The sequence below is a fragment of the Bacillus sp. FSL H8-0516 genome (assembly GCF_038635285.1).
Lineage (GTDB): Bacteria > Bacillota > Bacilli > Bacillales > Bacillaceae > Bacillus > Bacillus safensis.
Genome location: NZ_CP152051.1, coordinates 2,933,345 through 2,959,669 on the forward strand (window position 1 = coordinate 2,933,345; position 26,325 = coordinate 2,959,669).

32 protein-coding genes and 1 riboswitch are annotated in these 26,325 nt (G+C 42.5%); of the genes, 7 read left to right on the forward strand and 25 right to left on the reverse strand.

What is annotated here, in order from left to right; translation table 11 throughout:
• Window positions 1–10: 10 nt before the first annotated feature.
• From sufU to MHB67_RS15065, 18 genes are all read right to left on the reverse strand, one after another.
• Entirely contained in the window at window positions 11–457 is a 447-nt protein-coding gene (gene sufU, locus MHB67_RS14980; protein WP_039181277.1) for a Fe-S cluster assembly sulfur transfer protein SufU, read from the reverse strand.
• Window positions 447–1,667, reverse strand: a complete 1,221-nt coding sequence (locus MHB67_RS14985; RefSeq protein ID WP_025094139.1) for a cysteine desulfurase — start codon at window positions 1,665–1,667, stop codon at window positions 447–449. The genes sufU and MHB67_RS14985 overlap by 11 nt, the downstream gene beginning before the upstream one ends.
• Window positions 1,667–2,980 carry a Fe-S cluster assembly protein SufD gene (gene sufD / locus MHB67_RS14990; protein WP_024423399.1) on the reverse strand — a complete coding sequence of 438 codons (1,314 nt, stop codon included), beginning with the start codon at window positions 2,978–2,980 and terminating at the stop codon, window positions 1,667–1,669. The genes MHB67_RS14985 and sufD overlap by 1 nt, the downstream gene beginning before the upstream one ends.
• Window positions 2,981–2,998: 18 nt before the next feature.
• Window positions 2,999–3,784 carry a Fe-S cluster assembly ATPase SufC gene (gene sufC, locus MHB67_RS14995; protein WP_007500355.1) on the reverse strand — a complete coding sequence of 262 codons (786 nt, stop codon included), beginning with the start codon at window positions 3,782–3,784 and terminating at the stop codon, window positions 2,999–3,001.
• Between the two features lie 213 nt (window positions 3,785–3,997).
• On the reverse strand, window positions 3,998–4,132 hold the full coding sequence (locus MHB67_RS15000; protein ID WP_254965641.1) for a hypothetical protein: 135 nt from the start codon (window positions 4,130–4,132) through the stop codon (window positions 3,998–4,000).
• A gap of 215 nt (window positions 4,133–4,347) precedes the next feature.
• Entirely contained in the window at window positions 4,348–4,716 is a 369-nt protein-coding gene (locus MHB67_RS15005) for a carboxymuconolactone decarboxylase family protein (RefSeq protein WP_003212803.1), read from the reverse strand.
• A gap of 103 nt (window positions 4,717–4,819) precedes the next feature.
• A complete protein-coding gene (gene metQ, locus MHB67_RS15010; RefSeq protein WP_024423400.1) occupies window positions 4,820–5,641 on the reverse strand; it encodes a methionine ABC transporter substrate-binding lipoprotein MetQ in 822 nt (273 codons plus the stop codon).
• A 14-nt stretch (window positions 5,642–5,655) separates the two neighbouring features.
• Window positions 5,656–6,324 (reverse strand): methionine ABC transporter permease, encoded by a 669-nt coding sequence (locus MHB67_RS15015; protein ID WP_024423401.1) that lies wholly within the window; start codon window positions 6,322–6,324, stop codon window positions 5,656–5,658.
• Window positions 6,317–7,342, reverse strand: a complete 1,026-nt coding sequence (locus tag MHB67_RS15020; RefSeq protein WP_024423402.1) for a methionine ABC transporter ATP-binding protein — start codon at window positions 7,340–7,342, stop codon at window positions 6,317–6,319. The genes MHB67_RS15015 and MHB67_RS15020 overlap by 8 nt, the downstream gene beginning before the upstream one ends.
• 154 nt (window positions 7,343–7,496) lie before the next feature.
• A riboswitch (SAM riboswitch) is annotated at window positions 7,497–7,605 on the reverse strand.
• Between the two features lie 102 nt (window positions 7,606–7,707).
• Window positions 7,708–8,049, reverse strand: a complete 342-nt coding sequence (locus MHB67_RS15025; protein ID WP_024423403.1) for an SCP2 sterol-binding domain-containing protein — start codon at window positions 8,047–8,049, stop codon at window positions 7,708–7,710.
• 120 nt (window positions 8,050–8,169) lie between these two features.
• A complete protein-coding gene (locus tag MHB67_RS15030; RefSeq protein WP_041088351.1) occupies window positions 8,170–8,472 on the reverse strand; it encodes a thioredoxin family protein in 303 nt (100 codons plus the stop codon).
• Between the two features lie 12 nt (window positions 8,473–8,484).
• A complete protein-coding gene (locus MHB67_RS15035) occupies window positions 8,485–8,829 on the reverse strand; it encodes a toprim domain-containing protein (protein WP_034281437.1) in 345 nt (114 codons plus the stop codon).
• A 131-nt stretch (window positions 8,830–8,960) separates the two neighbouring features.
• Window positions 8,961–9,197: a YusG family protein gene (locus MHB67_RS15040; protein WP_024423405.1), complete on the reverse strand. Its 237-nt coding sequence runs from the start codon at window positions 9,195–9,197 to the stop codon at window positions 8,961–8,963.
• 44 nt (window positions 9,198–9,241) lie between these two features.
• Window positions 9,242–9,625 (reverse strand): glycine cleavage system protein GcvH, encoded by a 384-nt coding sequence (gcvH, locus tag MHB67_RS15045; RefSeq protein WP_008347039.1) that lies wholly within the window; start codon window positions 9,623–9,625, stop codon window positions 9,242–9,244.
• Window positions 9,626–9,691: 66 nt separating this feature from the next.
• The gene (locus tag MHB67_RS15050; RefSeq protein ID WP_024423406.1) at window positions 9,692–10,048 is read right to left on the reverse strand and encodes an arsenate reductase family protein; all 357 of its coding nucleotides are present in this window, start codon (window positions 10,046–10,048) and stop codon (window positions 9,692–9,694) included.
• 275 nt (window positions 10,049–10,323) lie between these two features.
• Window positions 10,324–12,105 carry an acyl-CoA dehydrogenase family protein gene (locus MHB67_RS15055; RefSeq protein WP_025094137.1) on the reverse strand — a complete coding sequence of 594 codons (1,782 nt, stop codon included), beginning with the start codon at window positions 12,103–12,105 and terminating at the stop codon, window positions 10,324–10,326.
• A gap of 14 nt (window positions 12,106–12,119) precedes the next feature.
• Entirely contained in the window at window positions 12,120–13,295 is a 1,176-nt protein-coding gene (locus MHB67_RS15060) for an acetyl-CoA C-acetyltransferase (protein WP_024426007.1), read from the reverse strand.
• Between the two features lie 12 nt (window positions 13,296–13,307).
• A complete protein-coding gene (locus MHB67_RS15065) occupies window positions 13,308–15,695 on the reverse strand; it encodes a 3-hydroxyacyl-CoA dehydrogenase/enoyl-CoA hydratase family protein (protein WP_103131592.1) in 2,388 nt (795 codons plus the stop codon).
• 199 nt (window positions 15,696–15,894) lie between these two features.
• On the opposite strand from MHB67_RS15065, the gene MHB67_RS15070 reads away from it, so the two are divergent.
• Genes MHB67_RS15070 through MHB67_RS15080 form a run of 3 tightly spaced genes read left to right on the forward strand, consistent with a single transcriptional unit; the run spans window position 15,895 to window position 16,669 of the window.
• Entirely contained in the window at window positions 15,895–16,032 is a 138-nt protein-coding gene (locus MHB67_RS15070; RefSeq protein WP_103131593.1) for a YuzL family protein, read from the forward strand.
• Between the two features lie 44 nt (window positions 16,033–16,076).
• Complete coding sequence (locus tag MHB67_RS15075; RefSeq protein WP_224426662.1) at window positions 16,077–16,310, forward strand: hypothetical protein; 234 nt, start codon at window positions 16,077–16,079, stop codon at window positions 16,308–16,310.
• Window positions 16,311–16,321: 11 nt separating this feature from the next.
• Complete coding sequence (locus MHB67_RS15080; protein ID WP_024423410.1) at window positions 16,322–16,669, forward strand: spore coat protein; 348 nt, start codon at window positions 16,322–16,324, stop codon at window positions 16,667–16,669.
• A 214-nt stretch (window positions 16,670–16,883) separates the two neighbouring features.
• Here the strand turns inward: MHB67_RS15080 and MHB67_RS15085 are convergent, their stop codons facing one another.
• The 3 genes from MHB67_RS15085 to MHB67_RS15095 form a co-directional block, all read right to left on the reverse strand.
• Window positions 16,884–17,135, reverse strand: coding sequence for a YusU family protein (locus MHB67_RS15085; protein ID WP_024423411.1), 252 nt, complete (start codon window positions 17,133–17,135; stop codon window positions 16,884–16,886).
• Window positions 17,136–17,206: 71 nt separating this feature from the next.
• Complete coding sequence (locus tag MHB67_RS15090; RefSeq protein WP_008347057.1) at window positions 17,207–18,037, reverse strand: ABC transporter ATP-binding protein; 831 nt, start codon at window positions 18,035–18,037, stop codon at window positions 17,207–17,209.
• A 146-nt stretch (window positions 18,038–18,183) separates the two neighbouring features.
• Window positions 18,184–18,630, reverse strand: a complete 447-nt coding sequence (locus MHB67_RS15095) for a YusW family protein (RefSeq protein WP_326161188.1) — start codon at window positions 18,628–18,630, stop codon at window positions 18,184–18,186.
• A 113-nt stretch (window positions 18,631–18,743) separates the two neighbouring features.
• On the opposite strand from MHB67_RS15095, the gene MHB67_RS15100 reads away from it, so the two are divergent.
• Window positions 18,744–19,583, forward strand: a complete 840-nt coding sequence (locus tag MHB67_RS15100; RefSeq protein WP_342492932.1) for an oxidoreductase — start codon at window positions 18,744–18,746, stop codon at window positions 19,581–19,583.
• A 47-nt stretch (window positions 19,584–19,630) separates the two neighbouring features.
• Here MHB67_RS15100 and MHB67_RS15105 read toward each other — a convergent pair whose 3' ends face one another.
• Window positions 19,631–21,031, reverse strand: coding sequence for a trypsin-like peptidase domain-containing protein (locus MHB67_RS15105; RefSeq protein ID WP_024426010.1), 1,401 nt, complete (start codon window positions 21,029–21,031; stop codon window positions 19,631–19,633).
• A gap of 326 nt (window positions 21,032–21,357) precedes the next feature.
• Here MHB67_RS15105 and MHB67_RS15110 point away from each other — a divergent pair, with 326 nt between their 5' ends.
• On the forward strand, window positions 21,358–22,035 hold the full coding sequence (locus tag MHB67_RS15110) for a response regulator transcription factor (RefSeq protein WP_024423415.1): 678 nt from the start codon (window positions 21,358–21,360) through the stop codon (window positions 22,033–22,035).
• Entirely contained in the window at window positions 22,032–23,363 is a 1,332-nt protein-coding gene (locus tag MHB67_RS15115) for a HAMP domain-containing sensor histidine kinase (protein ID WP_024423416.1), read from the forward strand. Before MHB67_RS15110 ends, MHB67_RS15115 begins: the two co-directional genes overlap by 4 nt.
• Before the next feature lie 20 nt (window positions 23,364–23,383).
• Here the strand turns inward: MHB67_RS15115 and spxO are convergent, their stop codons facing one another.
• Window positions 23,384–23,548: an anti-adapter protein SpxO gene (spxO, locus tag MHB67_RS15120; RefSeq protein ID WP_003212782.1), complete on the reverse strand. Its 165-nt coding sequence runs from the start codon at window positions 23,546–23,548 to the stop codon at window positions 23,384–23,386.
• 192 nt (window positions 23,549–23,740) lie between these two features.
• On the opposite strand from spxO, the gene MHB67_RS15125 reads away from it, so the two are divergent.
• A complete protein-coding gene (locus tag MHB67_RS15125) occupies window positions 23,741–24,619 on the forward strand; it encodes a TetR/AcrR family transcriptional regulator (RefSeq protein WP_073207361.1) in 879 nt (292 codons plus the stop codon).
• Between the two features lie 47 nt (window positions 24,620–24,666).
• On the opposite strand, the gene fumC is transcribed toward MHB67_RS15125, so the two are convergent.
• The gene (fumC, locus tag MHB67_RS15130; protein WP_044331286.1) at window positions 24,667–26,061 is read right to left on the reverse strand and encodes a class II fumarate hydratase; all 1,395 of its coding nucleotides are present in this window, start codon (window positions 26,059–26,061) and stop codon (window positions 24,667–24,669) included.
• An 89-nt stretch (window positions 26,062–26,150) separates the two neighbouring features.
• Entirely contained in the window at window positions 26,151–26,318 is a 168-nt protein-coding gene (locus MHB67_RS15135; RefSeq protein WP_122632046.1) for a YvzF family protein, read from the reverse strand.
• Between the last annotated feature and the right edge of the window lie 7 nt (window positions 26,319–26,325).

Sequence of the window (26,325 nt, forward strand, 5' to 3'; positions counted from 1 at the left end):
CACTCCAATCTTATGATTTGCCGTTATCTTCGGCAGATGCGCCTTTTTCAAGCGCCTTCCAGGATAATGTTGCACATTTGATGCGGGCTGGGAATTTTGCAACTCCCTGCAGCGCTTCAATGTCACCAAGATCAATGGAATCGTCGTATTCTTTTCCTTGCATCATATCGGAGAAAATCCGAGACATTTTCAAAGCTGTTTCAATATCTTTCCCTTTAATTGCCTGCGTCATCATGGAGGCAGATGCCATCGAAATCGAGCATCCTTCTCCTTCAAATTTCGCATCCGTGACTTTTTCGTCTTCGATTTTCATCGTAAGACGAATACGGTCACCACACGTTGGGTTGTTCATATCGACGACAATGCTGTCGTTTAGTACACCTTTGTTTCTCGGATTTTTATAATGATCCATAATCACTTGTCTGTACAGTGTATCTAAGTTTACATTAAAAGACATTCGTAAAATACTCCTTTGTCTTACGGAGCGCTGCAATGAGTAGATCAATCTCTTCTTCTGTATTATACAGATAGAAGCTTGCTCTTGCAGTCGCTGATACACCAAGCCATTTCATGAGCGGCTGTGCACAGTGGTGTCCAGCACGAATGGCGACACCTTCCGTATCCAGAACAGTTGACGCATCATGCGGATGGACGTCGTCTAAGTTAAACGTCACAAGCCCAGCTCGGTGCTGTGGTCCATAAACAGTCGCACCGTCAAGCTCTTTAAAGCGCTCAAGCGCGTAAGTCGCAAGCTGATGCTCGTAACGGCTGACTTCCTCCATACCAATGTCATTTAAGAAGTCAATTGCTTTTCCTAGTCCAACTGCTCCAGCAATAATCGGTGTTCCCGCTTCAAATTTCCACGGCAGCTCTTTCCATGTAGAATCATATAGATCCACAAAGTCGATCATTTCACCGCCAAACTCAGCAGGCTCCATATTATTCAAAAGGTCCTTCTTCCCGTAAAGCACACCGATGCCAGTCGGTCCACACATTTTATGCCCAGAGAATGCGAAAAAGTCACAATCTAGATCCTGAACATCAATTTGCATGTGTGGGGTGCTTTGCGCACCGTCGACGACAATGATTGCCCCATGATCGTGGGCAATTTTGGCGATCTCTTTAATCGGGTTGATGGTTCCTAATACGTTTGAGACATGTGTGACTGCGACAATTTTCGTTTGATGTGTGATCGTTTGCTTCACATCTTCAAGCGATAGCGTGCCGTCTTCCTGTAACGGAATGTATTTCAATGTGGCGCCAGTTGCTTTTGCTGCTTGCTGCCAAGGGATGATATTCGCATGATGCTCCATATGCGTAATGACAATCTCATCGCCTTCTTTGAGGTTTGCTCTAGCATAGCTGATCGCCACTGTGTTTAGTGCAGTTGTTGTACCTCTAGTAAAAATAATCTCCTGGACAGATGAAGCACGGATGAATGCACGAACTTTCTCTCTCGCACCCTCGTATGCGTCCGTTGCTTTTGTGCCAAGGGTATGAACACCCCGGTGGACGTTCGAGTTGTAAGACCGGTAATACTCATTCATTGCATCAATGACCACTCTTGGTTTTTGAGAAGTCGCTGCACTGTCCAAATACACCAAATCATGTCCGTTCACTTGCTGATGAAGGATTGGAAATTGCTCACGAACGTCTTTGATATTCATTATTTTACTTTCCTTTCAATCACAGAAATCAGCTGCTTTTTAACTCCTTCAATCGGCAGTTCTTTCACAACTGGATTTAAGAAGCCATAAATCACAAGTCTTTCTGCATCTTCTTTGGAAATCCCGCGGCTCATGAGGTAGTACAATTGAATTGGATCAACACGTCCAACAGAAGCGGCGTGCCCTGCTGTCACATCATCTTCATCAATTAAAAGAATTGGGTTTGCGTCACCGCGTGCTTTCTCACTCAGCATGAGGACACGTGATTCCTGTTCTGCATTTGACTTTGTTGCGCCATGCTCGATTTTACCAATTCCGTTAAAGATAGAAGATGCTTGATCCTTCATCACACCATGCTTCAAGATATACCCTTCAGAGTTTTTACCGAAGTGGATGATGCTTGTTGTGAAGTTTTCTGTTTGGTTTCCTCGGCCGACAACAACTGATTTCGTATCACCGAATGTACCGTCGCCCATCAGTTTTGTGATGTTTTCAGATACGACGTCTCCATCATTCATCAGGCCAAGCGCCCATTCGATTTTACTGTCACGACCATTTGCCATACCGCGTCTGTTTACATATACTGTGACTCCTTCTGCAAGGTTATCTACAGCACCGTATGTGACGCGGGCGTTAGCGCCTGTGAACACTTCAGAAACGATATTGAAGATCGCTTCTTCCGGTTTTGCTGTACTGATGTAGTTTTCTACATATGTCACAGCACTATGATCGTCTGCTACGACGATGACATGGTTGAACAAAGTCGTTTCGTCATTTTCATGAAGATAAACAGCTTGAATTGGTGCTTCAAGCTCTACGTTTTTCGGTACATAGAGGAAAGCTCCGCCATTCACTAAAGCAGCATGTAAAGCTGTAAGTTTATGCTCATCCACTTTCACTGCATCTGTCATGAAGTATTGTTTCACTAAATCTCCATGCTCACGGATCGCTGTATGAAGATCAGTAAAGATCACACCTTTGTCTTTCGCTTCAGCTGAAAGAGACAAATAGGCCGGCGTTTGATCACGCTGAATGTAGACTGTCTTATCTGTGTCCTCTAAATCAATAAGAGATTTCACTTCTTCTGGAAGCTCTTCTAATGATCCAAATGGCGCACTTTCGACTGTATGCTGTTTGAAATTCGTTAAATTCCATTTTGAAATATTCGTTTTGTCAGGCTTTGGCATTGGGAGGTCTTCTGCTTTTTCAAGAGCCTGTAAGCGAAGGGAGCTCATCCATGCCGGTTCCTGATGCTTCTCGGAGAAGCTTTTGACATAATCTTGATCTACTGATAATTTCGTTTCTAATGTCATCAATAATCCTCCTAACGCTTACGCTTCTTGACCAACAGTTTCGTCTTCAATTCCTAACTCTTTTTTAATCCAATCATAGCCTTCTGCTTCTAGACGCTGCGCGAGTTCTGGTCCGCCAGATTTCACGATACGGCCTTGCATCATGACATGAACGTGATCTGGTGTGATGTAGTTCAGTAGACGCTGATAGTGAGTGATCATTAAGCAGCCGAAGCTTTCGCCGCGCATTTTGTTAATTCCTTTAGAAACAACTTTCAAGGCATCGATATCAAGACCAGAATCGATTTCGTCAAGGATGGCGATCTTTGGTTCAATCATCATTAATTGAAGAATTTCGTTGCGTTTTTTCTCCCCGCCTGAGAAACCTTCGTTTAAGTAGCGCTGTGCCATATCTGGGTCCATTTCAAGGAACTCCATGTTTTCGTCCATTTTGCGGATGAATTTCATAAGAGAGATTTCATCGCCTTCTTCTCTGCGTGCGTTAATTGCAGAACGAAGGAAGTCAGCATTTGTAACACCGCTGATTTCAGATGGGTATTGCATCGCAAGGAAAAGACCAGCTTGAGCGCGCTCATCTACTTCCATTTCAAGGACATCTTCGCCATCAAGCAAGATGCTGCCTTTTGTTACTTCATATTTAGGGTGACCCATAATGGCAGCAGATAAAGTAGATTTACCTGTTCCGTTTGGTCCCATTACTGCGTGGAATTCTCCACCTTTTATCTCGAGGTTTACACCCTTTAAGATTTCTTTCCCTTCAATCTCAACGTGCAAGTCCTTAATTGTTAATGTCGAAGCAGTCATATATCGATACCTCCAAAATAATCATTATTCTCAATTTATTCTCATTCTAATTTTATAACAAATTAAAACTGAATACAACACATTCACGATAAGCGTGAGAGGATGCTCTCAAAATTCTAACAAAAAAAGCAGGTAGATAAAAGGATTTATGTCGAAAAGACTGTTTTCATAAAGAAAGGGCGGGAAACTGTTCTCCCCGCCCCTCAGCTATTATTAGCCTCGTATATTCATTTTTGCGAGCTGTCTTTTCTCATCTCGATAGGACTGCTCTCGTTTATATTCCACTTTCATCCTTAAGTCATGGTCTCTTTCGTACTCTGCATAGCTCATGCCATGAGCTTGATGCATGGCCTTTTCCATCTCGGCGGTATAATCCAATCCTAGTGTACTATGGTCCGAAGAAATAATAAACCATTCCCTTCCTTGAGTGTAGCTTTATTGTAGCAAACGTATGCGGCTTCACTCAAAAGGGATATGACACCTTATGCTGGCATATTTTCTCACACAAACGGATGAGAAGCGCTCAACTCCCTGAGATGGAAAAATACCGTGTTTTGCTTCCCTTAATGCGTCTGTCCTCCAAATTCATCAATACATTGCTGAACGACAGTGATTCCTTGGCTTAGTGCTGCTCCGCCGCCAAAAGCTGCCGCCACGCTGACAACCTCCAGCAAATTCTCTTCTGTCGCCCCTTGATCGAGCGCTCCTTTTGTATGATAAATCATGCAGTATTCATCCTGCGCATGAATACTGATACCGAGGGCAATCATTTGTTTTTCCTTTTGCGTTAATGAATCGCTTTGGAAGCACTGCTCCGTAAATTCATTGAATTTCTTTCCAAACACCGGCATTTTCTTCTGGAATTCACCCATTGCGGTTTTATAATCAGTCAGTGATTGCTGCATGGATCCGCTCATATGCTGTTCATTCATCTTATTTCCATCCCTTCAGGTCATTTGTACGTTTTTATTATGAGCGAGATTTGAAAAAATACACAAAAAACCTCGCTTTGAGGAAAGCGAGGTTGAAATGTTGTTATTCAGATACAGGCAATACTGCACCGTCATATTTTTTGTCGATGAATTCTTTGATTTTATCAGAGTGAAGAACTTCCATTAATGCCTTGATCTTATCTGATTTTTCGTCACCTTTGCGAACCGCAACGATGTTTGCATATGGGTTGTTCTTTGTTTGCTCAAGTTCGATTGAATCTTTTTTCGGATTCAATTTATTTTGGATCGCATAGTTGACGTTGATAAATACAGCATCGCCTTCACTGTTTTCATAAGCTTTCGCAGTTAATTCAGGCGCGATTTTTTTGAATTTTAGGTTCTTTGGGTTTTCTTTAATGTTCTTTACTGTTGCGTTGATTGTATCAACCTTTGGATCAAGCTTGATGACACCAGCATTTTGCAGCAGGGCAAGCATACGGCCTTGTTCAGCTACGTTGTTTGTCATGATGATTGTGCCGCCGTTTGGAATATCTTTTACGGATTTGTATTTCTTAGAGTAGATACCGAAAGGCTCAAGGTGAACCGCACCAGCACTCACTAGGTTATAATCTTTGTTTGATTTATTTTCTTCGTTTAAGTAAGGGATATGTTGGAAAAAGTTCGCATCCACTTCTTTTTCAGCTAACGCTTTGTTGTACATTTTATAATCGCTAAGCACTTTCACTTTTAAATCGTAGCCTTTTTCTTTTAGAAGTGGTTTTGCTTCTTCAAGAATTTCGGCATGCGGCGTTTTTGAAGCGGCAACCGTAATGGTTTTGCTTTCACTTGCGTTATTAGATGAACCGCACGCAGCTAAAATACCTGCAAATGCTAGAAATAGTGCACTTAAAATCAATTTCTTCATGAATAAATCCTCCCTTAACGTTTATCAATTTTATTTGTAATCAAATCACCGATTATTTGAATAATAAAGACGATGATGAGAATAAACACAGTAGCTACAAGTGTGACATCTGTATTACCAGATTGGTATCCTTCCACATAGGCGAGGTCACCAAGTCCGCCTGCTCCAATTGCACCTGCAATCGCAGTAGAGCCAATCAGAGCAATTGCTGTTACGGTAATACCTGAAATAAGGGCTGGCAATGATTCTGGCAGCAATACTTTGAAAATGATTGTTGACGTTTTTGCTCCCATTGATCGTGCTGCTTCAATGACCCCTTTGTCTACCTCACGCAGTGCAATTTCGACAAGACGTGCATAGAATGGAGCTGATCCTATGACAAGGGCAGGGAGTGCTGCATTTGGGCCAAGAATCGTATGCATTAAGAATTTCGTGAACCCTAGTAATAGAATAATTAAAATGATAAAAGGAATCGATCTGAAAATGTTGACGACAGCGCCGATGACAGCATTGATCGGTTTATTTTCCCAAAGACCGCCTTTTCCTGTAAGGAAGAGCAGGAGTCCTAGGATAATCCCGATTGCAAAGGCAAATGCCAATGAAATCAGTGTCATATACACCGTTTCACCTGTTGCACTCCAGATGACGTCTAAATCAACGTTCGGAAACCATTTCTCAAACATGTGTCATCACCTCGATTTCAACCTGTTTGCTTTGGATATAGGCGATGGCTTTTTCTACCTCAGTCTCTTCTCCATTAATGTGGATAAAGAGTGTTCCAAACGCGCCTTCCTGCGTTTGAGAAATCTTCCCTTGAAGAATGTTCACATCGACATTGAAGGATCGAATGATTTCAGTGATCAGCGGCTGCTCGGCAGAGTCTCCAATAAAGGACAACCGTACGACCTGACCTTCTTTTACTCGTTCTAAGACGTGCTCGATTGTTTCTTTCGCTTCCTCTGGTTCTGCAAGCTGTTTCACAAATCGTTTCGTCATTTCTTCCTTCGGTTGTCTGAAGACGCGTAATACTTCGCCTTCTTCGACAATGCGTCCATTTTCCATGACTGCGACGCGATGACAAATTTTGCGAATGACGTGCATTTCGTGTGTAATGAGCACAATCGTGAGCCCTAACCGTTTATTGATATCCGCCAAAAGCTCAAGGATCGAATCAGTCGTTTGCGGATCTAGCGCAGATGTCGCTTCGTCACATAGAAGAACCTTTGGATCATTCGCTAATGCTCTCGCAATGCCGACACGCTGTTTTTGCCCGCCGCTTAGCTGAGACGGATATGCATTTTCTTTTCCTTCTAAACCGACCAATTTAATCAGTTCATTCGCACGCTCTCTTCGTTTCGATGTCGGTACACCTGCGATCTCAAGCGGGAACATAATGTTTTGTCTCACCGTTCTTGACCAAAGCAAGTTAAAGTGCTGGAAGATCATGCTGATTTCTTGTCTTGCTTTCCGAAGTTTCGCATTCGATACTTCATTGATCCGGTTGCCGGCCACTTCAACAATTCCTTCTGTTGGCAGCTCCAGACCGTTTAATAGGCGAATAAGCGAGCTTTTCCCTGCACCGCTATACCCGATAATTCCGAATATTTCACCTTTATCAATATCCAAGTTGACGTCTTTCACGGCATCAACATTTCCGCTTTTTGAATGGTACGTTTTTGATACATTCTGTAAATGGATCACAGTCTGATCACCTGCTTTCTTGCTGAATCTATAGGTTTCCATCACATACGTTATTTATTCTTCTTTCTGTCATGACTCTAGCCTGGCGCCAGGTCAGTAAAAAAGACCTAACTGCAACGCAAGCAGAAAGGCCTTTTATGTCAATTACGCCTTTCTCTCATCTTTCAAAGCGCTGCGGCTTTGAGTGAATTGGCACCAATTTCAGCTATGCTGACGGTTGCCGGGTTTCATAGGGCACGTCCCTCCACCTCTCTTAATAAGAGAAAATATGTTGTTTTATGTGATGTTCATGTTTTTACTAACGTAGGATATCATGCTACCCGAGATATGTCAACGCTGTAAATCGCTAATTTCCAAGTAAACAACTACGTTATCATTTTTCGAAAAAAACCGTTCGTCAGCCAAAGCACCGCCTCTAGTCTAAGGAGCGCACGGAATGACCCTTTCACTTTGACTTGTCCTCTGCTGATTAACTGCTGTAAGGACATATCTCCATCTAATAATTGAAGAATTTCTTTCCTCTCACCATAAAAGATGAGATCCGATAACTCAATTGCAGGTAGTTTCTTCACTTCACCACGTTCATCCACAATCAATGTACAAGAGTCAGTTTCCGCCTCAAATGTAATCTTCAAGGATGATGATGAGAGCAGCGGCTTTAATAATAAACGCTGCCCTGTGTTACCATGGGCTTTCACATTTTCCACATGTATAACCTCCCTGTCATTTGGTTATACATAACATTTCTCTACAAACATCGGCTTGTCCTTTATAAATAACTCGACAAATTTTCAAATGAATTTCTTGAAATATGACAAAAAACCGCTTTATTTAGCGGTTTCAATCATTTCATGAAGATATGGAACTGAGTGAAAGGCATAGCCTTTTTGCACCAATTCACCTTTTTTAAACATGAGAAAGCAAGGAACACTCTCGATTTCAAATGCTTTCGCAAAGCCTGGTGAATAGTTTAAATTGTTTTCGTAAAATGGTACATCCGGCTGCATGGCGTCTACGACTGCCAGCATTTTCTTTGCCAGCTGGCATGTTCCGCAAAACGGTGTATATAAGTATAAAAGAAATAAATCGTCCTCTATCTCCTTGAATTCGTGTTCTTCAATCTCTTTCATATACGTCCACCCTCATAAATATTTCGAATGAACATCAATGTTTGCAGCTAATAGGATAGATGCAATGTGGGCTGACGGTGAAGCGGCCACTTCGCGGTACGTTCTGTCGACAAAAAGATGAAGTGCTTCAGGGAATTCTTTTCGAAATTGCTTCCGCAGTTTGTCGCCTGCATCGTCACTGTCAGCTAATATGTAAACGTCTTTCCCCAATAAATCGTCCACAAGCTGATCCAGCTTCGATGTACTGATCGTGCCATTGGTGCAAATGATGGTAACAGGTTCACTTATGACTTCTTTTAGCTTTTGTTTGTCTGTTTTACCTTCTACAATGATGACCTTTTCTATCTCGACATTCATCACGATCACCCGGCCCTTTTGACGTTGATTCACTTCTTCCTTAGATTACAATCTTTCATTCAGGTTGTAAAGATTGAGCGCCTCGTCATCAAAAAGACTGCAGCTTCTGTTCACTGCAGTCTCATCTGTGATTAGCACCAGCCATTTTCATCGTCACAGTCAACATATTTTTCTGTCCCATCGGTCAATGTATCCGTTAAACGATAAAAACGGTTTTGATCATAGGAATATCCCGATTTCAGCTCATATTGGTTTTCACTAATCATCGTGCCAATCTCTTCATTTTGATGATAAAGTACCATGCCGCTTTCTTTGAATCGTCCAGTGACATGCTCTGTTATATCCACGTGTTCTTTTTGAAAAGACAAATTGGACACCCCCCATAAAGGTAGAGTGTCCAATTTCTCATGAATTAGTCTTCTTTTGTCATTTCTTCATATTGCTCAGCCGTCATTAAGTTCTCAATTTCAGAAGCATCAGCTGGTTCTACCACGATCATCCATGCTTTTTCGTATGGAGAGTCGTTGACGAATTCTGGGCTGTCATCCAGCTCATCGTTCACTTCAACGATTGTGCCATTGATCGGTGCATAAAGTTCAGAAACGGTTTTCACTGATTCTACACTTCCGAAAGGCTCGTCCGCTGTGATTTTGTCTCCTACTTCAGGAAGCTCAACGAACACGATATCGCCCAGCTCAGATTGAGCAAAATGCGTAATACCGATACGCACCTTATCTCCTTCTACTTTGACCCATTCATGTTCTTCTGAATAACGTAAATCTTTTGGTGTGCTCATTCAATACCCCTCCAGTCTTTTCTTACAATCTATATTGAAGATACCACAATCTGAATGAAAGTTACATCATTTCCAGACGCTTTTAAATGTATCTTCGTTAAATCCTACCGTGACTCGTTTTCCGTCTGTTGTAATCGGGCGCTTAATCAGCATTCCGTTAGACGCGAGTAATTCTAGCTGCTCGTCCTCTGACATTGCAGGAAGTTGATCTTTCAGCTGCAGCTCCCGGTATTTTTGTCCGCTTGTATTAAAGAATTTCTTCAGCTCTAAACCGCTTTTTTCGTAAAGGGCTTTTAATGTTTCTTTATCAGGCGTCTCTTCGACGATATGTATGCTGTTGATGTCTTTATTGTGTGCTTCCAGCCACTTTTTTGCTTTTCGGCATGTACCGCAAGATGGGTATTCGTAAAAATCTAAAGCCACCATTTTCACCTCCTGCAAATTGTGACAACATTTTATCACAAAATATTTTAAAAACCTAAATGTATGCTTACAAAAAGGGCTAAAATGATCTTGATTTTAGCCCTTTGTCTTCTTTTCAGCTTGATAGAAAACCTTTGCAGCCCTAGGAAGGGCGAGTACCGGAGCGGAGCGAATTTGACATTCGTGAGCACCGGAGCGCAGAACTGACACCGAATGCGAGGGTTTGTCTACACGCTGAAAGGTGCGGAGTGATATCCGCACCTTTTAAGCCGTCCTTATACGATATATTTCTCTGCTTCAAAGATTCGTTTTGCCACTTCGCGCTTTTTGGCGATGACATTGATCGGCGTAAATCTTGTCAGCTTGCGAAGGGCTGACAGGCTCATGCGGAGTGAATCTCCTTCCTCCATCGCAATCAAAGATTCTTTTGCATGGGCTTCAATCTTTAAGAAAGCCTCCTGCGTGAAAATTTGTGTGTAAGCAAGCTTTTGTTCATTCTTTTCTGCCCCTGTTGCAGCGATTGCCTTTTCTGTACGCAGAATCGCTGATTCAGCAGCAAAAATTTCATTGACGATATCGGCTATGTTCACAAGAATTTCTTGCTCTTTGTCTAAGGCTTTCCCGTATTTCATAGCTGCCATACCAGCCACCATTAAGGCGATCTTTTTCGCATGGGCGAGCAAATATTTTTCTTGATCGAGCGGCTGATCGCCTGGCTCTTCCGGCATCATCATCATTAGCTCTTCCTGTAAGGTTTGCGCTTTTTGAAGCAGCGGAAGCTCTCCTTTCATCGCTTTCTTCAAGAATGTACCTGGTACAAGCAAACGGTTGATTTCGTTTGTCCCTTCAAAAATCCGGTTAATTCGCGAGTCGCGATAGGCTCTTTCGACCTCGTATTCTTGCATGAATCCATATCCGCCGTGAATCTGCACGCCTTCATCCACAATATAATCTAACGTTTCAGAGCCAAGCACTTTACAGAGAGAACATTCAATCGCATATTCCGCAATGGATTGGGCAATTTGTTTGCCGTCTTTTTGCTCTTCATCACTTAAGAGCCCCATCCGCTGTTCAAATAATCCAACCGTACGGTAAACAGCACTTTCCATCGCATAGAGCTTTGCTGACATATTGGCTGCTTTTTCACCAATTAAGCTGAATCGAGAAATTGGTGTTTTGAACTGCTTACGCTGGTTCGCATATTCTGCCGACAATTGAATGACGCGCTTTGATGCACCGATTGTGCCGACTGCCAGCTTATAGCGCCCAATATTCAAAATGTTAAACGCAATCACATGACCTCTGCCAGCTTCACCGAGCAAATTCTCCTTCGGTACTTGGGCATCTTCAAGAATCAATGTTCTTGTCGATGATCCTTTAATACCCATCTTTTTCTCTTCAGGCCCCGTTTTGACACCTGGAAAATCCTTTTCGACGATAAAAGCAGAGAAGTGTTCACCATCAATCTTCGCATACACAACAAAGACATCGGCAAATGCGGAGTTTGTGATCCACTGCTTTTCTCCATTGAGGACATAATGGGTACCTGCTTCATTCAGAACTGCCGTTGTTTTTGCTCCAAGAGCGTCAGAACCTGATCCAGGCTCAGTAAGTGCGTACGCCGCAATGGTTTCACCAGAGGCGAGTCCAGGCAGGTACGCTTCCTTTTGCGCTTGATTCCCGAAGAGCACGATCGGCAGAGAACCAATACCGACATGAGCACCATAGGAAAGTGAGAAGCTTCCTGCTCTAGCGAATTTTTCAGTAATGATAGCGGAACTGATTTTATCTAATCCAAGCCCGCCGAATTCCTCAGGCACATCAGCTCCAAGCAGCCCAAGCTCACCAGCCTTTTTGAGAAGCCTGACCGAATGCTCGAACTCATGGTTTTCAATTTGATCAATATGCGGAACCACATCTTGTAAAATATAATCCTCTGTTGTTTTTCCAATCATTTGATGTTCATCAGAGAAATCCTCCGGTGTAAAAATATGCTCATAATTCGTCTCATCAATTAAAAAGCTTCCACCCTTTTTTACATCTTCCAATGCTTTCATTCTGATTTCCCCCTTTAGATCAATTCAAAAATGCCTGCTGCTCCCATGCCCCCGCCGATACACATTGTGACAATGCCAAATTGTTCGTTTCGCCGTTTCATTTCATGAATCAGTGACAGCGTTAGTTTCGTTCCTGTACAGCCGAGCGGATGTCCGAGCGCAATTGCCCCGCCATTGACATTCACCTTTTCCTCATCAATTCCTAAATGACGAATGACTTGAATTGCCTGAGAAGCAAACGCTTCGTTTAATTCAAACAGGCCAATATCCTTCAGCTCAAGTCCAGCGATTTTCAGCGCACGCGGAATGGCTTCAACCGGACCGATCCCCATCACTTCAGGCGGTACACCGCCAACCGCAAATGCTCTGAATTTAGCGAGCGGCTGAAGAGAAAGTGAGGATGCTTTCTCGCGGTCCATCATCATCACACACGCAGCCCCGTCACTTGTTTGAGACGAATTCCCTGCGGTCACCGTGCCTTTTGTTGAGAAGGCTGGACGCAATGTGGAAAGAATCTCCTCCGTTGTGCCTGCTCTCACACCTTCATCCTGTGAGAACGTGAATTGATGCTCTTCTAATTGATATTGCTCACCTACCCGTCGCTCTGTTACATCAACAGGCACAATTTCATCTGAAAATTTTCCTTCTTGAAGTGCCTTTGCTGCCTTTTGATGACTCCTCACCGCAAAAGCGTCCTGATCTTGACGTGTGACCTGATACTTTTGCGCCACTTGCTCTGCCGTGTGCCCCATGCTCATGTAGTATTCAGGTGCTTGCTCTGCCAAGAGAGCATTTGGACGAATGGAATGCCCCATCATCGGCACCTGTGACATCGATTCGACTCCTCCGGCTAAAATCGTGTCTGCCTGCCCGAGCATAATACGTTCACCCGCATAAGCGATAGATTGAAGTCCAGACGAGCAGTAACGGTTTATGGTGATGGCAGGTACCGTATAAGGCAGTCCCGCTAATGCTCCAATATTCCGGGCCACATTTAACCCCTGTTCTGCTTCCGGCGTTGCACAGCCAATGATCAAATCATCTATTTGACCGTCGTATTCACCGGCACGCTTTAACGTTTCTTTTACACATAATGCGCCCATATCATCAGGCCGGACATGTTTTAACGATCCTTTTTTCGCCTTCCCTACTGGTGTTCTTGCGCCAGCGACAATGACTGCTTCTCTCATTTTGACTCCCCCTTAGTTACGTAAAGGTTTTCCTTTGACGAGCATGTGCTGCATACGTGCCTGTGATTTCACTTCTCCTACAAGACTTAAAAAGGCTTCTCTTTCAAGCTCTAATAAGTATTGCTCCTCTACCTCTGTTCCAAATGGCAGTTTCCCGCCGGAAATGACATGAGCTAATTTTTTTACAATGGTCATGTCATGCTCTGAAATGTATCCTGACAGTCTCATATTTTCAGCAGCCAAAATCATCGCTGCATAGCCTGTTTCTCCCATGACCGGCACCTTTTGCTTGAGCGGCGCATGATAACCGGCTTCATCAAGAGAGAGCACCAGTTGTTTTGCATCATAGATCAGGTGATCCCCGTTCATACTGATCCGGTCACTCACGCGGAGCATGTTCATATCCCGCGCATCCTCAGCTGAAGTTGATACTTTTGCCATTGCAATTGTTTCAAATGTTTTCAGCGTGGCATCCTGTATAGCCGTCTGCGACGGCTTCGCTGATCCTTGCAGGTGACGAAGATATAACTCTTTGTTTCCGCCGCCTCCTGGAATCAGTCCAACTCCCGCTTCCACAAGTCCCATGTATGTTTCGCTGGACGCCTGAATAGCTGCTGCCGGCAGACAAACTTCTGTTCCGCCTCCTAATGTCATCCCAAATGGGGCGGCCACGACTGGGCGATTGCTATATTTCACCTTCATCATTGCCTGCTGGAAGCGTCTGATCACAAAGTCAATTTCAAAGAAATTGTCGTCCTGTGCCTCCATTAAAATCAGGGCAAGGTTTGCGCCAACACAGAAGTTCTTCCCTTGGTTTCCGATGACAAGCCCTTTATAATTCTTTTCCGTCTCATCAACAGCGCGATTAATCATATCAATGACATCTAGTCCAATGGCATTGCTTTTAGAGTGAAATTCGAGCAAGGCGACATCATCACCAATATCGATCAGGCTCGCACCAGAATTTTTGAAGATGACGTCGTGTTTCTTTTTCAATCTAGCTAAAGAAATATGTTTGTCGTTTCCTTTTTCCTGTTCATAAGCCCCGTTATGATAAAACGCACGCTCTCCATCAGCATTCTCTTGATAGAATGTCTCATGTCCTTTTGACAGCATGTCTTGCACCCATGCTGGAATACTGTGGCCTTCTGCTTCCATGCGTTCAGCGGCTTTTTTGACACCTATTGCATCCCACAGCTCAAATGGGCCGTGCTGCCAGCCGAATCCCCATTTCATGGCGTTATCGATAGACTGAATATCATCCGCAATTTCACCTTTTAGATGAGCTGAATAAAGAAGTACGGGAGCTGTCATATTCCAAAGTAGTTGCCCTGCACGGCCATCCTGATAAATAAGCGCTTTCAACTTTGCTTTTGCACCCTTTTGCTGTTTCGCCATTTCAATGCCTGGATCTTTTAGCTTTGTGCGTTCACCATATGTGAGCGTCACTGGGTCAAGCTCTAAAATGACCTTCCCATTTTTTTGATAAAAACCTTGGCCTGCCTTGCTGCCAATCCATCCTTTTTCGAGCATTCTTTCAATAAACTCAGGCAGCTGGAAAATCTCTTTTTCCTTTCCTTCTACCTGCTCATATACGTTTCGTGCCACATGTGAAAACGTGTCGAGTCCCACTACATCCAGTGTACGGAAGGTCGCACTTTTCGGTCTTCCAATGAGAGGTCCTGTGACAGAATCCACTTCTCCGATAGTGTATTTGTTTTCAAGCATTTCACGCACTGTGACAAGAAGTCCATAAGTGCCAATGCGGTTTGCAATAAAGTTCGGTGTGTCCTTTGCTTCAACCACACCTTTGCCGAGTACATCCTCGCCAAATGTTTTCATAAATGACAGTACTTCTGGATCGGTTTCTTGAATAGGAATGATTTCTAAGAGCTTTAAATAACGAGCTGGGTTAAAAAAATGTGTGCCTAAAAAATGGCGTTTAAAATCATCTGATCGGCCTTCTGCCATTTTTTCAACTGAAATACCGGATGTATTGCTTGATACGATGCTTCCTTCTTTGCGGTGTTCGTCGATGAGAGAGAATACGTGCTTTTTGATGCTGAGCTTTTCAGTGACGACTTCAATGATCCAGTCAGCATCGTGTAATAAGGAAAGGTGGTCTGTGAGATTTCCCGGTGTGATGTATGATAGGTTTTTTGCTGAAGTAAGAGGTGCTGGCTTTTGCTTTAACAATTTTTTCATCGCTTCTTGACTTAATCGATTCCGAACACTAGGGTGATCAAGCGTCCGCTTTTTCGCCGTTTCTTCCTTTGTCAGTTCATTTGGCACAATATCTAGCAGTGTAACTGGTATCCCAATATTGGCTAAATGTGCAGCAATGCCTGAGCCCATGACACCTGAACCAATGACAGCCGCCTTGCGAATATGTTTGCCCATAAATATCCCCCTAAACATTTTGAATGAACAGTCATTCATTTTTTGTCCAAAAAAAAGCAATGCCTCTTTCTTTATCTTAAAAGATTTTCCGAAACAGTTCAATAGCAGATTTCAAAAATTTACACATTCTCGTGTGCCTTATTTTGCGGCGTATGAATTAAAGATGAGAGGGAATTGTAAGAATGGAGGTGATGTCCACATGTCTCGTTTGAAGAAAAACCCATCGAAAGCAGGCGTTAGTGCTGCAAGTGTAAAAGGAAACGCAGGTCCATCACAGGAAGCAGACCTAGGCGGGAAAAAAACCAGTCAAAATCAGCAATATAAAAAGAAACAGTAAGGAAACAAATTCGTAAGGAGGAACACAAGTTGAACAATCAGCAAATGAATATGCCCCCAGAAGTCATTTCAGTGAAGGATTCCTTGTACTTAGAGGATATGCTCAACTGGAATTTGATCGCCATGAAAAAGGCTCATTTTATGGCCGAGCATTGCCAGGACCAAACATTGAAACAAGAATTAAATCAAGTTGGGCAAATGCATCATCAGCATTACACACAAATTCTTCAGCATTTAGGCAGCTCAGGGCAAGGCCAGTCTACTGGCTTTATGCAATAGGAGGAAAAAACATGGAACAGCAAAACCAACAAAAAATCGGGAATCCACAAACTCCGGTTCCCACAACAACCAACATGAACGATCGTGATTTTGTCACAGACCTCTTGTCGACTGAAAAATATATGACAAGTGGATACAACACAGCGCTCAATGAATTCAGTCATGAATCTCTTTATCAGGATATTCAGCGAATTGCACTGGAAACACAGAAAACACAAAGACATTTATATGATGTCATGTTCCGATATGGCTGGTATTCTGTTGAAGCCGCTGATCAGCAAAAGCTCCAGCAGGCACACCAGAAATTCCAGCAAACACTGACAGATCAATCTCCGTACGGTTCATCACAAATGTCATAAGAAAAAAACTGCCAGTTGGAGCTGGCAGTCAATTGTTGATAAAGGGCTAAAATGATTTTTATTTTAGCCCTTTATCTTCTTTTCAGCGTGATAGAAAACCTTTGCAGTCTAGGAAGGACGAGCACTGGCGCGGAGCGAATTGAACATTCGTGAGCACCAGCGCACAGGACTGACAAAGAATGCGAGGCTTTGTCTACACGCTGCTGGCAGTTTTTTAACGGTCTTTATTGGCGCGATGAGCTTCGTTCAACTGTTTGATTCGTTGAATCGTGTGTTTGATTTCTTCTTTTGCTTCTGGATACGTTTCATTGAAATGCTTTGCTAGCGGCGGCATGCTTTTTGCGATATGGGAGTAGATCACCCATTGTTTCACATCTTGTTTCAGCTCGTCTGTTGATTCACCGAGCAGCAGCTCTGTATATTTATCAAGCAAGCCTTCCAGCTTTTCATCTAATTCATTTCCCATTGATATTCCGCTCCTTTTTCAGAAAAAAGCCTGACTCTGTGAGACACAGATGTCAGGCTTTTGACATACGATTATCTTGCAGCAAGAAACGTTTCAGCTTGCGCTTGCTGCACAATACAGCGTCCTCTACCGTGCGGAATACATAATGGTGTTCCAAATAAAGGATCTGTTGTCACTTGGCAATTCATATCAAAGACATTTTTCACAAGATCACAATTAATCACTGTTTCTGGTCTGCCTTCTGCATAGATTGACTTGTCTTTAATCGCGACAAGATGATGAGCATATCTGCATGCAAGATTGAGGTCATGAAGAACCATCACAATCGTGCGCTGCTCTTTCTCATTTAAATCAAACAGAAGATCCAAAATTTCGATTTGATGCGTCATGTCTAAATATGTCGTCGGCTCATCTAACAAAATAATATCGGTCTCTTGGGCCAGCGTCATCGCAATCCATGCACGCTGCCTTTGTCCACCTGATAATGAATCAACGGTCCGATCAGCAAGATCTTCCATCTTTGTTGACTTCAATGCGCGGTTCACAGCTTCTTCATCTTGCTTCGACCACTGCTTCAGCCAATTTTGATAAGGATATCTTCCTTGCTTCACTAACTGATGCACGGTTAATCCTTCTGGCGCTTCTGGTCCTTGTGGAAGAATGGCGAGCTGTTTCGCTACTTCTTTTGTTGGTAATTTTGCAATGGAATGACCTTCAAGCAGGACAGAACCACCCATTGGCTTCATGAGTCGGGCCAAAGAGCGAAGTAGCGTGGATTTACCACATCCATTACTGCCAATAAATACTGTGATTTCACCCTTAGGGATTGATACATTTAGTTCATCGATGATCATTGTTTCTCCGTAGCCTAAGCTTAAACCTTCAGTAGAAATGGCACTCATTCCGCTCAAACGCTCCTTTTCTCATCCAAATTTTTATATGAAATATCGTCTATGTACAGACGTAAAAGATCACTTATCTCAATTTAGTGTATCAGATTTAAGTGATCTTGAAAATCATTTTCAATTAAAAAATGAGAAAGTCTCGTTTATTTCTTCCTTTGGAATGTACGTTTGGTCCCATCCTCGAGCTTTAAATCGATCTGAATCCGCTGATAATCATCATCTAAATTAAAAGCAGTTAATAGTTCATTTACATACGCTTCATTGATCTTTGCACTAGGAATCGATATATCATTCAGCTTCATCTTCATCTCGCGCAAGGCTTCTTCTCCTTCATAGCGGGCTCCATTCATATGATCACGAATGATTGCTTCCTCTTTGCCTCTTGCCTGACGGTAGGTCGCTTCGTATAATTCGTTTTTCTGTCCATATTGGACAAGCAGATGCACATGCTGAAATGGCAGTTCCTTCATTTGAACAGCTGACAGACTTTCTGCTTCTGCTTCATGTGTTTGTTGTAACGGTTCAACTGATTGACAGCCGGACAGCATAAAGAGCAGCACTCCTATTCGTCCCGCCTTCTTCCAACACATCATGTGTTTCCTCCTATTTCACAGCATCGCTTTTTATTCTTCTCCAGGCTTCTTTTTGTTATTCAATAAAACAGCCCACTATGATAAATTGAAACAAAAAGGAGGACCGGATGATGAAAAGAACAGCCATTGTAACTGGTGCCAATAGCGGCTTTGGCAAGCTCATCACGATGTGTCTCGCAAAGCGGGGCTATACAGTGATTGCCGGCGTCAGACAAGAAAAAAGTGCCAAAAAGCTCGCTGAAGAAATCGAGGAAGCCTCTTTATCTGGCATGATACATATTGAAGCGTTAGATGTGACCGATACGCAATCGATTCAAGCATTTCAGAAGAAGCTTCATGCTTATGCACCCATTACACTGCTTGTGAACAATGCGGGAACAGCCTTTGCTGGTTTTGCGGAGGAGGTTCCTGTCGATACATACCGCCAGCAATTTGAAGTGAATGTCTTCGGTGTGATGGAAATGACCCAAGCCGTGCTGCCGTTTATGACGAGTGGCGCAAAGATTTTCAATATGAGCAGTATCAGCGGATTAATGGGAATGCCTGCACTTTCTCCATATGTATCGTCTAAGTTTGCGTTGGAAGGCTATACAGAAAGCTTGCGGATTGAACTGGCTTCGTTCGGTATACAGGCGGCCTTGATCGAGCCAGGCTCTTTCCAGACGAATATTTGGAACACCTCCATGAACGAGCAAATGATTCAACCCGCAGAAGAATCGAAATACACAAAACTCTATCAAAAGATGATGGCCCATATTGATGCCCAGAAATCCAACTATGGAGATCCTCGTGAAGTGGCAGAGCTTGTTGTACGTTTAGCAGAAAAGAGGCGGCTGAAACGGCTGAGATATCTTGTTGGAAAAGGTGTACGACTTTCATTCACAGCAAAGCAGCTTCTGCCGTGGAACATGTGGGAACAGATCATACTACGTACACTTTCAAAAAAATAAGCACAAAAAAACAGGCGGACATGTTGACATCCACCTGTTTTTTTCATTTATTCGCTATCTGACTGTCCAAGGGTAATATCTAGATTTTTATTCTTTCCTTCACGGATGACAGTCATTGTGGTTTTATCGCCGACTTTTGTTTCTTTGTAAAGAATTTCTTTCAGCTGAGAGCTGTTCACTACGTCTTTTCCTTTGAACTTAATGATGACATCTCCAGATTTCAAGCCTGCTTTTTGAGCAGGTGAACCTTTTGAAACATCCTTTACGTAAATGCCTTTGCCGATTTGTTTATCAAATAAGCCGAGCGTATTTTCCTGATACGTCTCAGGCACTTGCTCAAGGTCAATCATTTGTACGCCAAGGTATGGACGTTCGACTTTTCCATTTTTCAACAGCTCATCTACAATCGGTTTGACATCGTTACTTGGGATCGCAAATCCGAGTGATTCCACACCGCTTTCGCTGATTTTCAAGCTGTTAATGCCAATGACTTGACCATCTGTATTGATCAGTGGCCCCCCGCTGTTTCCTGGGTTAATGGCTGCATCTGTTTGCAGTACATTCATCTCCACCGTACCAGATGACGTATTTGCTTCTACGGTACGATCAAGACCACTAATGATTCCTTCTGTCACAGTACCTGAGAACTGTGCACCGAGCGGATTCCCAATGGCAATGACTTTATCTCCAGCACGAAGCTTAGAAGAATCACCAAAGCTTGCCACTTTATCAATGCCGTCTGCGTTCATTTCAACAACGGCTAAGTCGGTCATGACATCACTGCCGACAAGCTTTGCGTCTTTTGTTTTTCCATCATAAAGGGTGACCTTGATTTTATTGGCCCCTTCGACAACGTGGTTATTTGTAATAATGTACGCTTTTTTGCCATCTTTTTTGAAGATGACACCAGAGCCTGTTCCAGCTTCAGCTTCTGTTTGATCACCGCTCAAGCCAAACGAGTTTTGTGTAGATTGATAGTTTGAGACCCCAACAATAGTGGGCTCTAAATCTTCTACCATATCAGCCACATTTGTGGCATTTGTGATTTGTTTTGTCGAGAAATTATCTGAGGCTGCCGGCTCGCTTGATGCGGTCTGCGTTTGCGTGTTGGCAGCTGTATCCTGTGACTGCGGCAAAAGCGGTGTAATGCCAAGTACAAGACCACCGCCAATAATTCCTCCAAGAATTGGGCTGAGCCATGCCGCCTTCCGCTTTTTCTCTTTTTTCGACGCACGGTCATCCACCATTTGAGGAGAATGCTTTGTCACACTCTCCTGCGAGGCAGATGCTTCATTTTCATGCTGGTGAAAAACAAGATCCTTCTCTTTTTCTGGTGCGTCTATTTGTTTCTCATTCTCTTGATGGGTATCTTTTTGATGATTCATTTCATTGTCTTGATTTTCTGGATGATTCATCTTATTCTCTTCATCTTCTCTTCGGAAATCCATCGCTTGCACTCCTTTACATCATGTTTCATTCATATGTCTAGATAGGACTCAGGTCCTCTTAATGGAAAGATCATTGAAAAATACTTTATGGCAATATGTCAAATTATATAATACTTATTCATAGAAAAAAAGCAAGGTGCGCACATTGATGAAAAGCACCTATTCATCCGCCTTTTGTCTATGCCCTTTTTTCCCTTGACCTTATCATAATCAAACATTATGGGATAATGATGAGAAGAATATGTGAAATTGTGAAAAAAGCGTGTGATTGTTGACATGCCGCCTTCGTATCCCGTTATAATGACGTTGAGAGGATGTGGAAGACTTTGTCGTACACCATTTATTTAGTTGAAGATGAACAAAATTTAAATGAACTGTTAACCAAATATTTAGAGAGTGAAGATTGGAATGTCTCCTCTTTTTTAACCGGAGAAGCGGCACGCGAAGCCATAAACAAGCCGCCGCATCTATGGATTTTAGATATCATGCTGCCTGATACAGACGGCTACACCCTTATTAAAGAAATCAAAGCCGCATCACCTGACGTACCGGTCATTTTCATTTCAGCACGTGATGCAGATATCGACCGTGTCCTCGGCTTAGAGCTGGGAAGCAGTGATTATATTGCGAAGCCGTTTCTTCCTCGTGAGCTGATCATTCGGGTTCAAAAGCTGCTGGAGCTTGTGTATAAAAACAGCGATACCCCGCAGCAGCAAAGCGTCACTTCAGTTTCTTCTTATGTCATTCATGAGGATGTAAGAGAGGTCTATGAAGAGGGGCAGCTCATTAACTTAACGTCTAAGGAATTTGACTTGCTGCTTTTATTTACACATCACCAAGGACATGCTTTTTCTCGTGAAGATATCCTCGTCAAGATTTGGGGACACGATTACTTCGGGACAGATCGTGTGGTGGATGACCTTGTCAGACGGCTGCGCAAAAAAATGCCCGACTTAAAGGTCGAGACCATCTATGGATTTGGCTATAGGATGCTGAAAGGATGAAGAACAAACCGCTCGCTTTTCAAATTTGGGCTGTGATCTCTGGCATTTTGCTCACCATTTCCATTGTCCTGATTATTCTATTTTCCAATACATTACGTGACTTCTTCACAAATGAAATTTATAAAAATATCGAAAATGAACAGCAAGTGCTGACAGAATATCCATTGAACCGAGACGGCTCGCCAAAGTCGACACCGGAAAACCGCTCCGTGCAGCACATTTTGATCCCGTCAGATGAATTAGATCAAATGGCGCAGTTTTTTCCGCATGCTTTTATTGAGAAAATCCAATCGTTTGTGAAAAAACAAAAAAGCGCAACGAAACGGTATTCTGAAGAGGTGAACGGCCAGCATATCTTTTTTGTCATCAAAAAAGTATCATCAGGCAATACACAATATATTCTTCTGTCCTATGCACCAGATTCTTATCGAGATGACCTGTCCTTTACGCTGTTTAAACAGCTGATCTTTATCTTAGGCACTGTTATTTTACTAAGCTGGATTCCATCGATTTGGCTTGCCCGCTATCTATCCCGACCAATCGTTGCGTTTGAAAAGCACGTCAAACGGATTGCCCAAGAGGACTGGGACGATCCTGTCATCGTTGACCGGCAAGATGAAATTGGCAAACTTGGTCATACCATTGAAGAAATGAGACAAAAACTCATTCAAAAAGATGAAACAGAACGGACACTTTTGCAGAATATTTCACATGACTTAAAAACACCTGTCATGGTCATCCGCGGCTATACGCAGTCCATTAAAGATGGTATTTTTCCTAAGGGAGATCTTGAACAAACGGTGGAAGTCATTGAAGGTGAAGCGGAAAAGCTTGAGAAGAAAATCAAGGATCTGCTGTACTTAACAAAGCTTGATTATTTATCAAAACAACATCCCGCACATTCTTCCTTCCTACTCAGTAATACGATGCTGGAAGTGGTCGACCGAATACGCTGGTCGAAAAATGAATTGCAGTGGAACGTGGACTTAGATGATGAGGCTGCTCTTGAAGGCGATCCAGAACAATGGAGCAAATTATTTGAGAATGTACTAGAAAATCAACTTCGCTACGCAAAAAGTAAGATTGATATTCAGATGAAACAAGAAGAGGATCAAATCCGCATTGTCATTCGTAATGACGGTCCTCCAATTGAAGAACATATGCTGTCCAACCTATACGAACCTTTTAGTAAGGGAAAAAAGGGCGAATTCGGTATTGGATTAAGCATTGTCAAAAGAATCCTTTCAATGCATCAAGCGTCCATATCTATTGAAAATGATGATCTAGGTGTACGTTATACAATCATGGTTCCAAAGAAGAGACTGTAGGTTTTTGACCGCAGTCTTTTTTAAATGAATGAATACCCATTGAAATCACGGTATGTGGCTTTGATCTTTTTGCCAGCTTGATACATCCATTTCTTTTCAATGGTTGTCTCTTTCGGCATTTTGACTTTTTCTACTTGAATCCCTTTTGTTCGCAAGCGTCTAATCATATCATCGATTTCTCTCATGGAACATCATCCTTTCACATATTTTGACCAGTTGGTCACCTTACTTTATAATATAAAGAATTACACTGTAAAAAACAAGTTACAATCTGATTAATTTTTGAAAACTTTCGTCGTTTATGACCAATAAGTCACATCTCTTTGCGCACGTTTCCTAAGACATTTGTCTCTCGGTAAGAAAGGATGACATTCATATTGAAAAAGAAAGAAAAAATGATCATTGAGGCTGGCATGAAATTATTTGCCAGCAAAGGCTACAACACAACGTCTGTTCAGGAAATTGCGGATGAATGCCACATGTCAAAGGGTGCTTTTTATCTTTATTTTAAATCAAAGGAAGCATTGCTCATTTCGATCCTTCATTACTATTACGATAAGGTATTTACCCGGATTCATGAGGTTCAAACAGAGGGCGGCACACCAAAAGAAGCCTACCGCAAACAGCTCACTGTCTATTACGATAATATTTTGCAGCAAAAGGATTTTATTAAAATGCAGCTGAGCGATCGAGCGCTTCCTATGACTCAAGAAACGCAGCAGCTCGCAAAACAAATTAGGCTTGCGACGATTCAGCTTCATATCGACAATATTAAACAAGTGTATGGAGACGCTGCCATTCCTTATATGGCTGATTTATGTTTGACGATTGAGGGCATGAGCCACGTTTATTTCGAGCTTGCGATTTTATATGATTTTCAGCTGGAAGCAGAAGAGCTTGCCACAACCATGATTCACCGTATCGATGATTTGATGGGCGGTATGATGAAGCGAAAAGATCTTCCTCTCATTTCTGTAGATCAAGCGAGCGATTGGTTTGGTCCGATTTATGAACGGTCATTCGATCCGCTCACAGAATCTCTTTTACAGGAATTAAGAGAGATGGCTGAAGCACACTATGAAGTGAAAGACGAGCCTGAATTATTTGAAGCACTTGGCATTCTGGAAAATGAATTAAACAAACAAAAACCAAGACAAGTCATCGTGAAAGGCATGCTGTACCAATTGAAATTATACGCACCGCTTCAAACCAACTCCGAATCTCTTTTGCGTATTTTGAAAGAGGATCATTTGTAAACACATATTTTCAATGAAAAAAACCAGGGGCAGCCGCCCCTGGTTTCTTATTTTGCTTTCGGTTTCACCATTTCCTCTGGTTTCACAAATTGCTCGAACTGCTCTTCTGTTAAAAGCTCTAATTGAAGTGCTGCTTCTTTTAGTGTTAATCCTTCTTTGTGCGCAAGCTTCGCAATTTTCGCTGCATTTTCATATCCGATGTGCGGGTTTAGTGCCGTCACAAGCATCAATGAATTGTTCAAGTTTTTCTCAATCGTTTCAAGGTTTGGTTCGATTCCAACTGCACACTTGTCATGGAATGAGTTCATGCCGTCAGCAAGTAGTTCAACTGATTGCAGGAAGTTATAAATGATGACTGGCTTAAATACATTCAGCTCAAAGTTTCCTTGGCTTGCTGCAAAACCGATTGTGGCATCATTCCCCATGATTTGTGCTGCAATCATGGTTAAAGCTTCACTTTGGGTTGGGTTGACTTTTCCTGGCATAATGGAGCTTCCCGGCTCATTTTCAGGAATGATCAATTCACCAATTCCGCAGCGAGGACCACTTGCAAGCCATCTCACATCATTGGCAATTTTCATTAAGTCAGCTGCAAGTGCTTTTAAGGCTCCGTGTGCATACGTAATTTCATCATGACTTGTCAGCGCATGGAATTTGTTTGGTGAAGAATTGAATGTTTGACCTGTCAGCTGGCTAATTTCCTCAGCAACATATTGACCGAACTCAGGATGTGCGTTAATGCCTGTACCAACAGCCGTTCCGCCAATGGCCAATTCTCTCATTTTTTCAGTTGATTCTAGAATCATTTCTTTTGAACGGTCCAGCATGTATACCCAGCCGCTAATCTCTTGGCCAACTGTCAGCGGTGTTGCATCCTGCAAGTGCGTACGGCCGATTTTCACAATCTCTTGATACGCTTTTGCTTTCTCATCAAGAGTTGTTCTTAACTGGTCAATAGCAGGCAGCAATTTTTTGTACACAGCTAAAACAGCTGCCACGTGCATAGCCGTTGGGAATGTATCATTTGAGCTTTGGCTGCGGTTAACGTCATCATTCGGGTGAATGCTGAACTCGCTATTTTTATCTTTCAAATAAGCAGTTGCTCTGTTTGCAACGACTTCGTTCATGTTCATGTTACTTTGTGTTCCACTGCCTGTCTGCCAAACAACAAGCGGGAAATGCTCGTCATACTTTCCGCTGATGATGTCATCACATACAGCAGCAATAGCTTCTGCTTTTTCGCTTTCAAGGTTGCCAAGACGCTCGTTCGCAATCGCTGTGCTACGTTTCAAAATTGCAAACGCATTCACAACTTCCTTTGGCATTTTCTCAGAACCGATTTTGAAATTTTCTTTGCTTCGTTGTGTTTGTGCACCCCAGAACTTGTCCTTCGGCACTTTGATTTCGCCCATTGTATCTTTTTCGATTCTAAATTCTGTCATTATGTATCCCTCCATAGCTTCTCATCACTCAACTCTATTCTATACAAAAAACGAAAATCCTTTAAGCGTTTTCAATTAAAATTTTATCTTTATTTTAATTTTAGTTCAATATAAACGCGAACATCCTTCGAATATTTGTATTTTGGGTTCGTTTTTCCGTAATTCTTTGATGTATATGTCACCTCATAATGCTTGTCAAACGACTGTAGAATACGGTCGATCTCCTCTTTTGTTCCTGCTAAACGAATCTGTGCCATCTTGTTT